General features: G+C 58.7%; 11 protein-coding genes and 1 pseudogene. 8 read left to right on the top strand and 4 right to left on the bottom strand.

Annotated elements, in window-relative coordinates; all coding sequences use genetic code 11:
• The first annotated feature begins 9 nt into the window (after nucleotides 1-9).
• The 8 genes from ACNAZA_RS03645 (at nucleotide 10) to ACNAZA_RS03610 (ending at nucleotide 10,160) form a co-directional block, all read left to right on the top strand.
• The gene (locus ACNAZA_RS03645; protein ID WP_120968400.1) at nucleotides 10-957 is read left to right on the top strand and encodes an amidohydrolase family protein; all 948 of its coding nucleotides are present in this window, start codon (nucleotides 10-12) and stop codon (nucleotides 955-957) included.
• Nucleotides 958-1,086: 129 nt separating this feature from the next.
• Nucleotides 1,087-2,466: a UbiD family decarboxylase gene (locus tag ACNAZA_RS03640; protein ID WP_415795058.1), complete on the top strand. Its 1,380-nt coding sequence runs from the start codon at nucleotides 1,087-1,089 to the stop codon at nucleotides 2,464-2,466.
• 85 nt (nucleotides 2,467-2,551) lie between these two features.
• A complete protein-coding gene (locus ACNAZA_RS03635) occupies nucleotides 2,552-3,943 on the top strand; it encodes a nucleobase:cation symporter-2 family protein (protein ID WP_415795057.1) in 1,392 nt (463 codons plus the stop codon).
• A gap of 1 nt (nucleotide 3,944) precedes the next feature.
• On the top strand, nucleotides 3,945-5,567 hold the full coding sequence (locus ACNAZA_RS03630; RefSeq protein ID WP_415795056.1) for an ABC transporter ATP-binding protein: 1,623 nt from the start codon (nucleotides 3,945-3,947) through the stop codon (nucleotides 5,565-5,567).
• A gap of 31 nt (nucleotides 5,568-5,598) precedes the next feature.
• Complete coding sequence (locus tag ACNAZA_RS03625; protein WP_415795344.1) at nucleotides 5,599-6,630, top strand: ABC transporter permease; 1,032 nt, start codon at nucleotides 5,599-5,601, stop codon at nucleotides 6,628-6,630.
• Nucleotides 6,631-6,632: 2 nt separating this feature from the next.
• Nucleotides 6,633-7,565 (top strand): ABC transporter permease, encoded by a 933-nt coding sequence (locus ACNAZA_RS03620; RefSeq protein WP_415795055.1) that lies wholly within the window; start codon nucleotides 6,633-6,635, stop codon nucleotides 7,563-7,565.
• Nucleotides 7,566-7,615: 50 nt separating this feature from the next.
• Entirely contained in the window at nucleotides 7,616-8,731 is a 1,116-nt protein-coding gene (locus ACNAZA_RS03615; protein WP_415795054.1) for a BMP family ABC transporter substrate-binding protein, read from the top strand.
• 7 nt (nucleotides 8,732-8,738) lie between these two features.
• Complete coding sequence (locus ACNAZA_RS03610) at nucleotides 8,739-10,160, top strand: amidohydrolase family protein (protein WP_415795053.1); 1,422 nt, start codon at nucleotides 8,739-8,741, stop codon at nucleotides 10,158-10,160.
• 55 nt (nucleotides 10,161-10,215) lie between these two features.
• Here the strand turns inward: ACNAZA_RS03610 and ACNAZA_RS03605 are convergent.
• The 4 genes and pseudogenes from ACNAZA_RS03605 to rlmH form a co-directional block, all read right to left on the bottom strand.
• Nucleotides 10,216-10,928 (bottom strand): annotated as a pseudogene (locus tag ACNAZA_RS03605) (IS5 family transposase).
• A gap of 423 nt (nucleotides 10,929-11,351) precedes the next feature.
• Nucleotides 11,352-12,839, bottom strand: coding sequence for a ribonuclease G (gene rng / locus ACNAZA_RS03600; RefSeq protein WP_415795051.1), 1,488 nt, complete (start codon nucleotides 12,837-12,839; stop codon nucleotides 11,352-11,354).
• A 119-nt stretch (nucleotides 12,840-12,958) separates the two neighbouring features.
• Nucleotides 12,959-13,573 (bottom strand): Maf family protein, encoded by a 615-nt coding sequence (locus ACNAZA_RS03595; protein ID WP_415795050.1) that lies wholly within the window; start codon nucleotides 13,571-13,573, stop codon nucleotides 12,959-12,961.
• Between the two features lie 132 nt (nucleotides 13,574-13,705).
• Nucleotides 13,706-14,173, bottom strand: coding sequence for a 23S rRNA (pseudouridine(1915)-N(3))-methyltransferase RlmH (gene rlmH, locus ACNAZA_RS03590; protein ID WP_415795049.1), 468 nt, complete (start codon nucleotides 14,171-14,173; stop codon nucleotides 13,706-13,708).
• Between the last annotated feature and the right edge of the window lie 14 nt (nucleotides 14,174-14,187).

Raw genomic sequence — 14,187 nt, 5'->3', positions numbered from 1 at the left:
AGACAACACATGATCATCGATACCCATCTGCACCCCACCAATCTGGTGGACGAGGCATGGCGCCACACTGGCACGCCTTTCAACGGCGAGCGCATGCTCAAGCTCATGGACGGCCCCTACATGATCAACGGCAAACCTCGCCGCATCGACATGGGTTTCATCCAGCCTCCGCCCGGTAACACGGGTTACCGCGACGGCAACCGCCGCGGACGTGACGGCATTCGCGACTACATGTCGTACATCGCCGAGCTCACGCAGAAATATCCCGACCGCTTCATAGGCAACTTCACCTACAACCCCCGCTGGGGTCCGGAAAACGGGGCCGCCGAGATCGAGCACCACCATCTGGCCTATGGCTTCAAGATGATCAAGCTGCACGCCAATATGCATGGGTACCGGCCTGACCGCGCGCTGGAATGGCTACGTCCTGCCATGAAGGTCTGCGCCAAGTACAACATCGTGGTGCTCATTCACACGGGTGATGGCCCCTTCACCATTCCCACGATGTTCTACCCCATCATCCGCGAGTTCCCCATGGTGAACTTCGTGATTGCACACTTTGGCATTCAGACTGGCGGCAATTACTCGTTCGAGACTTTCTGGATGGCCATGGATACGCCCAATGTCTATGTGGAATCTGGCTGGTGCTTCCAGGCACGCATTGCCGAATTCGCCAAGGAGTTGCCACGCAACAAGCTGGTTTTCGGCACAGACAGCCCTCCCAACGAGCCCGGCATGTGGCTGCGCGAACTGGAGATGCTGTGCCGTCCAGCGCCCCACGGCATCGACCTGGACGAGGACACGTTGGAAGACTATCTGGGCAACAACATTGCGCGACTGGTCGGCATTGAAACCACACCACCGCCCAAGAATCTGGAAGACGCCCAGGCTCGCCTGACGGACACCTACGCAAGCGTTCGCAAGAAAGAAGCCCTGACCTTCGCCCCCGCGAAGTAGTTGCGCTCCACAGCGAGCGTCACCCACCGCCAAGCGGCGGTGGGCTTCACACCACCGAAGAAGTGCCACAGACCGCTGGCACCCCAGTTTTTGCTTTGCCGGAGCCACTCGATGAATGCCAGAACAGCAATGACAGACACCGGTCAGGACTTGCACGACTTCTACGCAGCCTATGCGGATAGCTGGCCAGACGATGTTCTGTCCATTGACCAACCCACCAGCCGCGACCAGGACGTTACCGCCACGGTCTGGTCACTGGCCGCTCAAGGCCGGCATCCCATGCTGCGCTTCAATCAGGTTGAAAGCCTGCAGCGTCCTCTGCTGACCAATTTGTTTGCCTCGCGTGAACGCGTGGGCCGCATGCTGGGCGGAGTCTCTGCCGCGGGCATCCATGCCGAGTACCAGGCCCGCAGCAGAAATCTGCTCAAGCCCCAGCTGATTGAGGATGGCAAGGTGCTGCAACAGGTCAAGACCAGCCTGATCAATCTGCACCAGGACATTCCGACCATCAAGCATTTCGCCAGCGATCGGGGTCCTTACATCACCAATTCGATTCTGATTTCGGAGTTCGACGGCATCAGCAATGTGAGCTACCACCGCTCCATGGTGCACTCTGACACCGAGATCGCTACCAGCCTGCACTCACGCGGTCACCTCTGGCGCATGTTGCGAGCCGCAGAAGCTCAGGGCAAGCCACTGCCTGTAGCCATGGTGATAGGTGCTCATCCACTATTCATGCTGGCCGCTGCCGCCCGCTTGCCTTATGGCGTCGACGAGCGCCAAGTGGCGGGCGGCCTGATCGGAGCACCACTGCAGGTCGTCAAGACGCCCAGATATGGCATCTCGGTGCCGGCCCATGCGGAGTATGTGCTCGAAGGGGTGATCGACCCCAGCCTGCGCGCCGAGGAAGGACCGTTTGGCGAATTCACGGGCTACTCATCGGACCGCTCAACCAACAATGTCTTCAAGGTCGAGACGCTGATGCAGCGCAGCGATGCCTGGCTGCTCGACGTGGTGGGTGGCAATTCTGCAGAACACCTCAATCTGGGCCGCATCCCGCGTGAATCCGAGATGGTGGAAAAGCTCAAAGAGCGCTTTCCGGGAGTCACCGCCGTGCATTACCCCAGTTCGGGCACCCACTTTCACGCTTATATCGCGCTCAAGCAATCCCGGCCTGGCGAGGCTCGCCAGGTCATGCTGGGCCTGCTGGGCTGGGACCCTTATCTGAAGACCGTGTTTGCCGTGGACGAGGACGTCGACATCACCCGTGACGAAGAAGTGCTCTGGGCCATGGCCACGCATTTCCAGCCACACCAAGACTTGTTCATGGTCGATGGTCTGCCCGGCAGCCCCCTGGATCCATCGTCCTCTGCTGACGGAACAACCTCCCGCCTTGGTATTGATGCCACCAGAGGTCCGAAATTCGATGGCATACGGGCACGCATCAGCCCCGAAGTCATGCAACGCGCCCAATCACTGATTCAGTCCGCCCATCGCAATATGACTTGAGAGAACCTTAAAACGCCGGGAACGCACAGAGCCAAAAAGGCCGGGCGTGCCCAGGCAGCTCGATAACCAGTTCAGGAGACAAGCCATGACGACGAGCACCGTACCCAAAAGTCCCCCAGCCGTACATCCCGTGGATGAAAAACTGCCCCTGCCCCAGCTCGCAGCACTCGGGCTGCAGCATGTACTGGTCATGTATGCGGGAGCGATCGCCGTCCCACTCATCATTGGAAGCGCCCTCAAACTCACCAAGGAAGATACGGCTTTCCTGATTGCTGCCGACCTGTTTTGCTGCGGCCTGGTGACCATTATCCAGAGCATGGGCATCGGCAAGATAGGCATACGCCTGCCCATGATGATGGGGGTAACCTTTACAGCTGTCGCTCCTATTATTGCAGCAGGAAGCACTCCAGGACTGGGGCTTAAAGCAGTTTTTGGCGGCGTCATTGTCGCGGGCATATTCACCCTGCTTGTTGCACCCTATGTCAGTCGGCTTTTGCGCTGGTTCCCTCCAGTGGTTACAGGCTCAGTAGTACTCATCATCGGCATATCGCTGATGCGCGTGGGCATCAACTGGGCTGCTGGCGGCACTCCCACCATTGCCGGTCCCAACGGGCCCATCAACAATCCCGACTACGGCATTCCCTCACACATTGCCATCTCGGGCATTGTGCTGATGACAATTTTGTTCATCATTGCCTGGTGCAAAGGCTTTCTGTCCAATATTGCCGTACTGCTGGGCATTGCCGTCGGCTTTCTGATCACGTTGGTCTCCGGGCAAGTCAACTTCGTGGGCCTGCAGTCCGCCCAGTGGGTGCGCATCATCACGCCGTTTCACTTCGGCATTCCTACCATCGATGTGATGACCACGGTCACGCTGTGCGTGGTCATGGTGGTCATCATGATCGAAGGCGTGGGCCAGTTCCTGGCTCTGGCCGAGGTGGTGGAGCGCCCGCTTGAGACAGACGATATTGCCCGCGGCCTGCGTGCCGATGGCGTTGGGGCCATCGTGGGAGGTATCTTCAATACCTTCACCTATACCTCTTACGCCCAGAACATTGGGCTGGTGCAGGTCACCGGGGTGCGTAGCCGCTGGGTCTGTGTGACGGCTGGCGTGATGCTGGTCCTGATCAGTTGCTTCCCCAAACTGTCCTTTATCGCTGCTTCCATTCCTCAATACGTACTGGGCGGTGCAGCCATGGTGATGTTTGGCATGGTGGCAGCTACAGGTATACGCATCCTCAGCCATGTGGATTTTGTCGAGAACCGCAAGAACGCCTACATCGTGGCCATTAGTCTGGCCATGGGCATGATTCCGCTAGTGGCTGACAGGTTCTTCATGCGCCTGCCTGACATGATGGCCAAGTTCTGCCAGAACGGTATTTTGCTGGGCACCTTCACCGCCGTGCTGCTGAATGTGCTGTTCAACGCCAAAAGCAGCGAAGCGCCCAATCTGCACACTCTCGGAAAGGCGGCTTGATATGCCCAGCCTTATCCCTTCCTCCGACCAGCCACAGCTGGAGCTGCGCGGTATTCGCAAAGTATATGCCTCAGTGGTCGCCAACGACGGTATCGATCTGGTCGTCGCACCGGGGGAGATTCAAGCCATTCTTGGCGAGAACGGAGCCGGCAAGTCCACCTTGATGAAGATCATCTACGGCATGACTGCCCCTACCGAAGGCGAGATCTACTGGCGAGGCCAGCGCGTGCAGATGAGCAGCCCCAACCAGGCCCGTGCACTGGGCATTGGCATGGTGTTCCAGCACTTCCAGCTGTTTGAAACACTGACTGTGGTGCAGAACGTAGCCTTGGCTCTGCCGGGTCGCCCGGACTTGGACGACCTATGCCAGCGCATTCATGCCGTAGGCCAGCGCTACGGTCTGCCGGTCGACTCCAAGCGACTCGTGCATACCCTTTCGGTCGGAGAGCGCCAGCGCGTGGAAATCATTCGCTGCCTGCTGCAAAACCCGCGCCTGCTCATCATGGACGAGCCAACCTCGGTTCTCACACCACAGGCCGTGCGCAAGCTGTTTGAAACCTTGCGCCAACTGGCCGACGAAGGCTGCAGCATTCTCTACATCAGTCACAAGCTCGACGAAGTGCAGGAGCTATGCCACAGCGCCACCATCTTGCGCAGCGGCCGAATCACAGGCCATTGCATTCCTGCGCAGGAAACACCGGCCTCCATGGCACGCATGATGATCGGCAAGGAGCTCGTACCCTGCCAGCGCCCCAAGCCCATCACGAGCGAAACCAGCGAAGCAAAACTCCAGGTCCAGGCACTATCGCGAACAGCCAGCCACCCTTTTGGCACAGCACTCAAGGACATCAGCTTTGAACTCAAGCCCGGCGAAATCCTAGGCATTGCCGGTGTCTCTGGCAACGGTCAACAGGAACTGATGTTTGCACTTTCCGGAGAAGACCCGCTGCCCGCGCGCCAGGCGCAGATGATTCGGCTCAACGGCCAGGCCGTGGCCCATCTGGACAGCGCCAGCCGCCATGCGCAGGGTCTGGGATTTGTGCCGGAAGAGCGCCTGGGACGCGGTGCCGTGCCGGCCATGAGCCTGGCAGACAACACGCTGCTCACCGCCTACGGCCAGGGTCTGCTCAAGCACGGGCTGATTCTCCGTAATGCCGTAGACCAGTTTTCCCAGTGCTGCATAGAAGGCTTTCGCGTCAAATGCTCAGGGCCGCAAGCTCCGGCAAACTCGCTGTCTGGCGGCAATCTGCAGAAGTTCATCGTCGGGCGCGAGCTGATGCAAAAGCCTCAGGTACTGATAGCCGCTCAGCCGACCTGGGGAGTGGACGTCGGGGCTGCAGCTTTCATACGTCAGGCCCTGATCGACCTGCGCAACAGCGGTGCCAGCCTGCTGGTGGTCTCCGAAGAGCTGGATGAGCTGTTTGAAATTTGCGACCGCATTGCCGTCATTGCCGATGGCCGGCTCTCCCCGGTAGTCCCCATTGAAGACACCGATGTGGAAACCATAGGCCTCTGGATGAGCGGCATTTGGCCTCACGAAGGCATGGATCACAGCCCGGAAATTCCTTCTATATCGCAGCCCGCAAGCAGCGCAATGGGAAGCGAGGTATACCGTGTGGCCTAGGTTTGAAAAACGCCCCGAAGCCTCGCGCCGTATGCGCTGGCTGTCTCCACTGCTGGCTGTAGCGCTCACCGTGCTCAGCGGTGCCATGCTGTTTGCCGTGTTGGGGAACAAACCCTGGCAAGGCATTCACGTCTTCTTTATTCAACCCATCAGCGACATCTATGGCCTGAGCGAGTTGCTGCTCAAGGCCACGCCCTTGATGCTCATCAGCATGGGCCTGGCCATAGGTTTTCGCGCAGGCGTGTGGAATATTGGTGCCGAAGGCCAGTTCATCCTCGGCGCAGTGTTTGCCACAGGCATTGCATTGATGGCGGGCGATACAAGCGCCTTCTGGTCCTTGCCGGTCATGGTGCTGGCGGGGGCTGTGGGCGGCGCCTTATGGGCAGCAATCCCTGCCTGGCTGCGCACGCGCTTTGGCACCAATGAAATTCTCGTGTCCCTGATGTTGGTCTATGTGGCGCAGCTACTGGCGTCCTGGCTGATCTATGGGCCCTGGAAAGACCCGGATGGCTACAACTTCCCGCAAACCCGCAACTTCGGTGACAGCGCTCTGCTGCCAGTACTCATCGAAGGCACACGCGTGCATGCGGGCTTTATTCTGGCCCTGTTTGTTCTGCTCGCAGGTTATGTATTCCTGCAACTGAGCATGCAAGGCTTTCGCATGCAGGTCGGCGGGCAGGCACCCGATGCAGCGCGCTACGCGGGCTTTTCCGGCAAACAGGCCATATGGGTCGGACTGCTGGCAGGTGGCGCTCTGGCCGGGGTGGCTGGCATGACGGAAGTCGCTGGCCCCATGGGGCAGCTCACAGCACAGATCTCCGCCGGCTACGGCTTTGCCGCCATCATCGTGGCCTTTGTCGGGCGTCTGCATCCTGTGGGCATTCTGGCCAGCAGCCTCATCATGGCCTTGTTCTTTCTGGGCGGGGAGCAAGCCCAGCAGCAACTGAATCTGCCCTCTTCCATCTCCAAGGTCTTCCAGGGAATGCTGCTGTTTTTCCTGCTTGCATCTGACTTGTTCATCGCTTATCGCCTGTGCTGGCAAAGCGGCCTTCGGAGAGCTTAATCATGGATGCATCGCTGATTTCCTCCATCGTGGCAGCGACTCTGGTCGCAGGCACACCGCTGATCATCGTGGCGCTGGGCGAGCTGATTGTGGAGCGCTCTGGCGTTCTCAACCTCGGGGCCGAGGGCATGATGTCTGTGGGCGCCGTTGCCGCATTTGCAGCAGCCTATGCTGGCGCAGGACCGTGGGCAGCCGCAGCCATCGGCATGCTTGCTGGCGCGGCGCTGGCGCTGATCTTCGGCTATCTGTGCCTGACCATGCAGGCCAACCAGGTCGCCAGCGGTCTGGCTTTGGCCATCTTTGGCGTGGGCTTGTCGGCCTTTCTTGGCAAGTCCTATGAGTCGGCGCCGCTCAATGCAGTTCCTGTGCCCAATATTCCGCTGCTGGGCGATATTCCCATCATTGGCCCTGCGCTGTTTCACCATCACTGGCTGGTCTATGCCTCCTGGCTGCTGGTCGCAGCGACGGCCTGGTTTCTGGACCGCAGTCGAGGCGGCCTGGTGTTGCGCGCGCTGGGTGAATCACCTACGGCCGCCCACGCCATTGGCTACCCGGTAATTGCCATTCGCTATCTGGCCGTGCTCTACGGCGGAGCCATGGCAGGCCTGGGCGGCGCATTTTTGTCGGTGTTCTATACCCCGTTGTGGGCCGATGGCATGGTCGCCGGGCGAGGCTGGATTGCACTGGCACTGGTGGTGTTCGCAACCTGGCGCCCCTTGCGCATTCTGGTGGGGGCCTACCTGTTTGGCGGCGTGCTGGTATCCCAGTTGTTTGTGCAGGGCTCGGGCCTGGCGCTGGAGATCCCGTCGCAATGGCTGTCGGCCCTGCCCTATATCGCCACCATCGTGGTGCTGGTGCTGATCTCGCGCAACAAGACCACGATCAAGTTGAATTCGCCGGCCTCCCTCGGCCAGAGCTATAGACCAGAAAGCTGAAGACGCCCACCCATCCAGTTCCCTGCCACTACAACTACGGAGACATGACCATGACCCGCTACAACGCGCAACGCCTGTACCGCCCGACGAAACGCCCTCGCTTTCTCAAGTGGAGCACAGCTTCGCTCCTGCTGACATGCCTTGCTGGCACTGCGGCGGCAGAGCCGCTCAAGGTCTGCTTTCTCTACTCCAATCCGATTGGAGAAAGCGGCTGGACCTATCAGCATGAATTGGCACGCAAAGAGCTGGTCGCAGTCATGGGTAACAAAATCAGCACCAAATTCGTAGAAAACATAGCAGAAGGCCCAGATGCAGAGCGCGTTGTACGAAATTTTGTACAAGATGGCTGCAAGCTGATCTTCACGCCCTCCTTCGGCTTTATGGAGCCTACGCTCAAAGTCGCCCGCACAGCGCCCAAGATTACCTTCATGAACGGCACAGGTTACAAGACTGCGGCCAATGTCGGCACCTACAACGCCCGTTGGTACGAAGGCCGCTATCTGGAAGGTGTGATTGCCGGACATATGACCAAGAACAATGTGGTCGGCTACGTGGGAGCCTTTCCCATTCCCGAAGTGCTGCAAGGCGTGAACGCTTTTGCCCTGGGCATGAAAAGCGTGAACCCGAAAGCTCAGCTGCGTCTGATCTGGGTGAATGCCTGGTACGACCCCGGCAAGGAGCGCGATGCGGCTAATGCCCTCATCAAGCTGGGAGCCGATACCATGGCCTATGCCACTTCAGGTGTGTCCATCGTCACGACAGGTGAAGAGAAAAAGGTCTACACCTTGGGCTATTACTCGGATATGTCCAAGTTCGGTCCCAGCACCAATCTGACATCCATCACCCAGAACTGGGGCAACTTCTACATCAAGGTCGTCAATGACGTGCTTGCGGGTCAATGGAAGCCAGAGAGCGTCATGGGCGGCCTCAACGACGGCATCATCAAACTGGCACCGCTGAATGCAGCCATTCCTGCCGAAGTACACACTCAGATCGAAGCCATGGGCAAAGAAATTGCCTCAGGCCAGCGTCAGGTTTTTTCAGGCCCGGTGCGGGACCAGCAAGGCACGACACGCGTTCCCGCAGGTCAGAATATCTCGGCCAACGACCTGGCCAACATGAACTATCTGGTTCAGGGCATTGAAGGCCTGATGCCCAAGAACTGAGAACGCCATGAAGAAGAATATTCTGATTCGAAACGCAGCAGCCATCATGACCGGGCTGTCGGGGGAAAAAGCCAGAAGCCCGGTCAGCGATATACGCATTGAAAATGGCGTGATTACCGAAATGGGCAGTGGCTTGCGCGCGCAGCCCGATGAGCAGGTTCTGGATGCCAGTCGCTGCGTCATCTACCCCGGCTGGGTCAACACCCATCATCACCTGTTCCAGTCCCTGCTCAAAGGGGTTCCATCAGGCATCAACCTCACGCTCAGCCCCTGGCTGCAGGCTGTGCCATTCAGCTATCGGCGCAGCTTTGATGAAAAGCGCTTGCGCATTGCCATACGCATCGGCCTGGTGGAGCTATTGCGTTCGGGCTGCACCACCGTGGCCGACCACCACTACCTGTTCCAGCCCGGGCAGGATTTTGATGCTGCAGCCATTTTGTTCGAAGAAGCCCAGGCTCTTGGCATGCGCTTCATGCTGCTGCGAGGTGGTGCCACCGTGACACGCAAGCTCGAAGATCATGAAAAGCTGCAGCAAGCCACGGAGACACTGGATCAGATGCTGGCCTCGGTACAAGCCACAGCCAAACATTTTCATCAGACCGGCCCCATGGCCATGAGCAAAGTGGCCATGGCCCCCACCTCAGTCCATGTCTCGCTGCCCACGCAAGAGCTCAAGGAAGTTGCCAGAGCCGCACGCTCCATGGGCTTGCGCCTGCACAGTCATATGTCTGAGTCCGTGGCCTATATCGAGCATTGCCGCGAGAAATTCGGCTGCCTGCCCATTGAATATCTGGCCCAGAACGAATGGCTGGGCTCCGATGTCTGGCTGGCGCACCTGGTGCATCTAAGCCCTGCGGAAATCAAGATGCTGGGCGAAACCCGCACCGGCATTGCCCACTGCCCACAAAGCAATGCCCGCCTGGCGGATGGCATTGCTCCAGCTCCTGCGCTGGCAAAAATGGGATCGCCAGTCACCATTGGGGTGGATGGTGCCGCATCCAATGAAGCCGCAGACATGATCAGCGAGCTGCATTTCGCCTGGATGCTGCACCGTGCACAAGCAGGTGCCCTCTCACGCGCCAGACCCGAAGGCCATGGAGAAGAAGGTGGCGACGCCACCACGGTGGAGCAGATCATTCACTGGGCCAGCCAAAGCGGTGCACAGATGCTGGGCTTTGACGGTGTAGGCCACCTGGCCTCTGGCATGGCAGCAGATCTGGCCGTCTATGCGCTCGACGACCCTCGGTACTTTGGTCTACATGATTCTGCGCTTGGCCCAGTCGTCAGCGGCGGCAGGCCGCATATCAAATGGCTGGTCTGCGGCGGCAGAATCATTCTCGAAAACGATATTCCCAATGGCCTTGATCTCGAACGACTCGGAATGCAAGCTCAAGCCGAAGTTCAAGCATTGCTAGCAATGCAAAGCTGATCAAACCTTCAATAAAGGGCATTGCAACGTCGCTCACACTAGGGTCTGTTGAGATTTATCGAGAGTTAATTACTGCAGATGCCAACGTGATGACAGCAGCGAAGCTGCTGTCAGTCTTGTCGCTACGCATTGCAATGCGCTTGAACTCTTTGAGCTTGCAAAAGAAGTTCTCGATCAAGTGCCGCCACTTGTAGACTTCCATATCAATGGGCAAGGGCTCTCGGCGATTGGACTTTTGCGCAATGACCACTTCGCAACCCTGTGCCAGCAAGCGTTGCTTCAACCAGTCTGCATCAAACGCTTTGTCTGCCAGAAGTGCCTTCAAATCAACGCCTTCGAGCAGTTGCTTTACTCCTTGCAGATCATGCCGCTGGCCCGGTAATAAAACGAATCGGACCAAATTTCCAAGGGCATCGGTCAGTACCAAGATTTTCGTGGTCAAGCCGCCTCGACTACGGCCTATGGCCTGGCTCGAAGACCCCCTTTTGCACCTTGCCCATGTCGATGGACTCGCACAATCGTTGCATCCACCATGGCGTATTCCATGTCCGCCTGGTCACTGGCCGCATCAAACAGCTTTTGAAATACATCGGCTTTGACCCAGTCACGGAACCGTTTGAATATGGTGTTCCACTTGCCGAACTCGATGGGCAAATCTCTCCAGGGACAGCCCGTACGCACTATCCAAAGCACGGCTTCCACGAATAGCCGGTTATTCATGCCGCTACGACCTCTGTCGCCAACTTTCCCTAAACACAATGGGCTCATTCGAGCCCATTGTGCGTTTGTCAAAACATATCGCATCACGGCGCAATTGTGATGCCATCAGCGGGCTAGAAAACAAATCTCAACAGACCCTAGATACTGGATTTGGCAGTCTGACAACATCGCAGCACAAGCCAGCCCCTGTGTGATTTCGCCTTGCACTTTTCTACGGCAAGATTTTTCCTTACTGAATTTCGACACCTTTCTCTGCGGCCCGCTTTTGTGCAGCAGCCAGCGTGAGGTCGGGAGGCGGCCTAGAGTCGACTCTACCGGCCGGCCCACCCACTCTGATCGCAGTATCCAAGCAGTAGCGCCCGCAGAGGACAGAGTGAAGGAGACTACTACCGTCCGATTGAGCCATGGCCAGACCTTTTTTATGAGGTTACGCAGACCTCATAAAAAAGGTTCTCTCGGACGCCAAAACACTCACAGCAGCACAATGTCGTATTGCTCTTGCGCCATCACCGTCTCGGACTGCAGGGAGATGGGCTTGCCAATAAAGTCCGAGAGGCTGGCCAGATGCTGGCTTTCCTCATCCAGAAACATCTCCACCACCTTGGGCGATGCCACCACACGGAATTCACGGGGGTTGAACTGGCGGGCTTCGCGCAGGATTTCACGCAACACCTCATAGCAGATGCTGCGGGCGGTTTTGACCACGCCCTTGCCCGAGCATGCTGGGCAGGGCTCGCACAGCATATGGGCCAGAGACTCGCGCGTGCGCTTGCGGGTCATCTCCACCAGGCCCAGTTGTGAGAAGCCGCCAGCCATGGTCTTGACCCGGTCGCGGGCCAGCTGGCGGCGAAACTCGGACAGCACCTCGCTTTGGTGGTCTTCACGCACCATGTCGATGAAATCGACAATGATGATGCCGCCCAGATTGCGCAAGCGCAGTTGACGTGCAATGGCGTGAGCCGCTTCCAGATTGGTCTTGAAGATCGTGTCGTCGAAATTGCGGGCCCCGACATAGCCGCCGGTATTCACATCGATGGTGGTCAGTGCCTCGGTCTGGTCCACGATCAGATAGCCGCCCGACTTCAAATCCACACGCCGCCCCAGCGCGCGCGCGATTTCCTCGTCAATCGAGTACAGATCGAAAATCGGCCGCTCGCCCTTGTAATGCTGCAGCTTGGGTACGGCGGCAGGCATGTACTCCTGGCCGAAGGTCTGCAGCAGCGCAAACTGCTCGTGCGAATCAATGCGAATGCTTTGCGTGGCTTCGCTCACCAGATCGCGCAGCACGCGCTGCAACAGGTTCAGATCCTGATGCAGCACCGACATGGTTGGCAATTTCTGCGAGGCATCCTTGATGCGCGTCCAGGTCTTGCGCAGGTAGCGGATATCGTCTGCCAGCTCGCTGTCCGAGGAATCTTCGCCATTGGTGCGCAATATAAAGCCACCGCCGCCGCCCGTGTCCTTGGTGCCGACCAGGCCCTGCAGGCGCGCGCGCAGCGCATCGCGTTCGTTTTGCGGAATTTTCTGCGAGATGCCGATATGGTCGTCCTGCGGCAAAAACACCAGCAGGCGGCCTGCAATGCTGATCTGCGTGGACAAGCGCGCACCCTTGGTGCCTATCGGATCCTTGATGACCTGCACCATGATGGTCTGGCCTTCAAACACCTGCTTTTCAATCGGTACCAGGGGCGCATCCTTGCGGGCGAACATGGGCGCTTCGCCGCCTTCCTGGCGATGCCACACATCGGCCACATGCAAAAAAGCCGCCCGCTCCAGGCCGATATCGATAAACGCCGACTGCATGCCCGGCAGCACGCGCGAGACTTTGCCCAGGTAGATATTGCCGACCAGGCCGCGCTCCAGCGGGCGCTCCATGTGCAGCTCCTGCACCGCACCGTTTTCGATGACCGCCACTCGCGTCTCCTGCGGCGACCAGTTGATCAAAATATCTTGCTGCATTGACTGTCGTACTTTCTTGGTTGTCTGGCCTGATCTTGTGCTTGTTTTTCGGCAAGAAGGCATGCGCAGGCTGCGCCGGTCTATGGCGGCGACAAGACTGCAGTTCTGGCCTTAGAAGATCAGAGCGGCCAGCCCAGCTGGCGCAACAGCGCCGCCGTCTCAAACACCGGCAAACCCATGATGCCCGAATAGCTGCCGCTGATCTGTGAAATATGTGCCGCCGCCCTGCCCTGCACGCCATAGGCGCCGGCCTTGCCCATGGGTTCACCCGTGCCCACATAGGCATCGATCTGCGCCTCGCTCATGGGGGCAAAGCGCACGGTGGAGATGCTCAAAGCCTGCAGACGCTGCACATCATTTTGAACTGCCACGGCAGTCAGCACCTCATGCTCCGTGCCGGCCAGCAGGCGCAGGATGCGCCTGGCATCTTCCGCATCCTGAGGCTTGCCCAGAATCTGCATGCCCAAGGCCACCGTGGTGTCGGAGCACAGAATCGGCGCTGGCGGCAAGCCACGGCGGGCATGGCGGGCCACGGCCGCATCCAGCTTGCCGGCGGTCACGCGTTGCACATATTCGCGCGGCGCCTCGCCCTCTTTCTCGGCTTCTATACCTTCCGCATCTTCGGCAATATCGCCGGCCGCATTGGGCAGCAGCAATTCATGCGCCACGCCCAACTGCTCCAGCAGCTGACGACGACGGGGACTTTGGGAAGCAAGGTAGAGGTATGAGGCCATGATTAAGATAAAAATTGGCCGCTAGCGCTTATCAATAAAGCGCTAACGGCTATCAAAATCATAGTATCACGCAGTGCATGAAATTGCACGCAGAGCACAGCCGCGAGCTGCGGCCTTGAGCAAGCGGCTGATTTACTCGCGGTGGTAAGGGTGACCGGCGTTCACCGACCAGGCACGGTAGAGCTGCTCAATCAGCAGCACACGCACCATGGCATGGGGCAAGGTCAGATCCGAGAGACGAACGCGCTCATGCGCCTTGGCCTTGAATTCGGGGTCCAGCCCGTCCGGGCCGCCAATGACCAGCGCCACATCGTCACCTTCCAGCTGCCAGCCCTTGAGTCGCTGGGCCAGAGCCTTGGTGGTGAGATTGGTACCGCGCTCGTCCAGCACCACGATGCGGGTACCGCGGGGAATGGCCGCTTCAATGCGCTTGCGCTCGGCGGCATACAAAGTCTCTACCGTCTTGGAGCCACGCGGCTCGGTCTTGACGGCCTTGAGTTCAACCTTGAGTTCCGGCGGAAAACGCTTGGCGTAATCGTCGTAGGCCGTCTGCGCCCAATCGGGCACATGCAGGCCTACGGCCACGATGGTCAGTCTCATGGCAAAAACTCAGG

Origin of the sequence: Comamonas aquatilis (assembly GCF_965139575.1) — a bacterium.
Lineage (GTDB): Bacteria > Pseudomonadota > Gammaproteobacteria > Burkholderiales > Burkholderiaceae_C > Comamonas > Comamonas aquatilis.
The sequence above is the reverse complement of the archived record's forward strand: the minus strand, read 5'-3'. Positions and strand labels throughout refer to the sequence as shown.

Excerpts from the sequence above, each read along its gene's own strand:
- ACNAZA_RS03625 (WP_415795344.1), top strand. The coding sequence starts at position 5,599 with ATGCGCTGGCTGTCTCCACTGCTGGCTGTAGCGCTCACCGTGCTCAGC.
- rng (WP_415795051.1), bottom strand. The coding sequence starts at position 12,839 with ATGCAGCAAGATATTTTGATCAACTGGTCGCCGCAGGAGACGCGAGTG.
- ACNAZA_RS03640 (WP_415795058.1), top strand. The coding sequence starts at position 1,087 with ATGACAGACACCGGTCAGGACTTGCACGACTTCTACGCAGCCTATGCG.
- ACNAZA_RS03630 (WP_415795056.1), top strand. The coding sequence starts at position 3,945 with ATGCCCAGCCTTATCCCTTCCTCCGACCAGCCACAGCTGGAGCTGCGC.
- ACNAZA_RS03610 (WP_415795053.1), top strand. The coding sequence starts at position 8,739 with ATGAAGAAGAATATTCTGATTCGAAACGCAGCAGCCATCATGACCGGG.
- ACNAZA_RS03620 (WP_415795055.1), top strand. The coding sequence starts at position 6,633 with ATGGATGCATCGCTGATTTCCTCCATCGTGGCAGCGACTCTGGTCGCA.
- ACNAZA_RS03645 (WP_120968400.1), top strand. The coding sequence starts at position 10 with ATGATCATCGATACCCATCTGCACCCCACCAATCTGGTGGACGAGGCA.
- rlmH (WP_415795049.1), bottom strand. The coding sequence starts at position 14,173 with ATGAGACTGACCATCGTGGCCGTAGGCCTGCATGTGCCCGATTGGGCG.
- ACNAZA_RS03635 (WP_415795057.1), top strand. The coding sequence starts at position 2,552 with ATGACGACGAGCACCGTACCCAAAAGTCCCCCAGCCGTACATCCCGTG.
- ACNAZA_RS03595 (WP_415795050.1), bottom strand. The coding sequence starts at position 13,573 with ATGGCCTCATACCTCTACCTTGCTTCCCAAAGTCCCCGTCGTCGTCAG.
- ACNAZA_RS03615 (WP_415795054.1), top strand. The coding sequence starts at position 7,616 with ATGACCCGCTACAACGCGCAACGCCTGTACCGCCCGACGAAACGCCCT.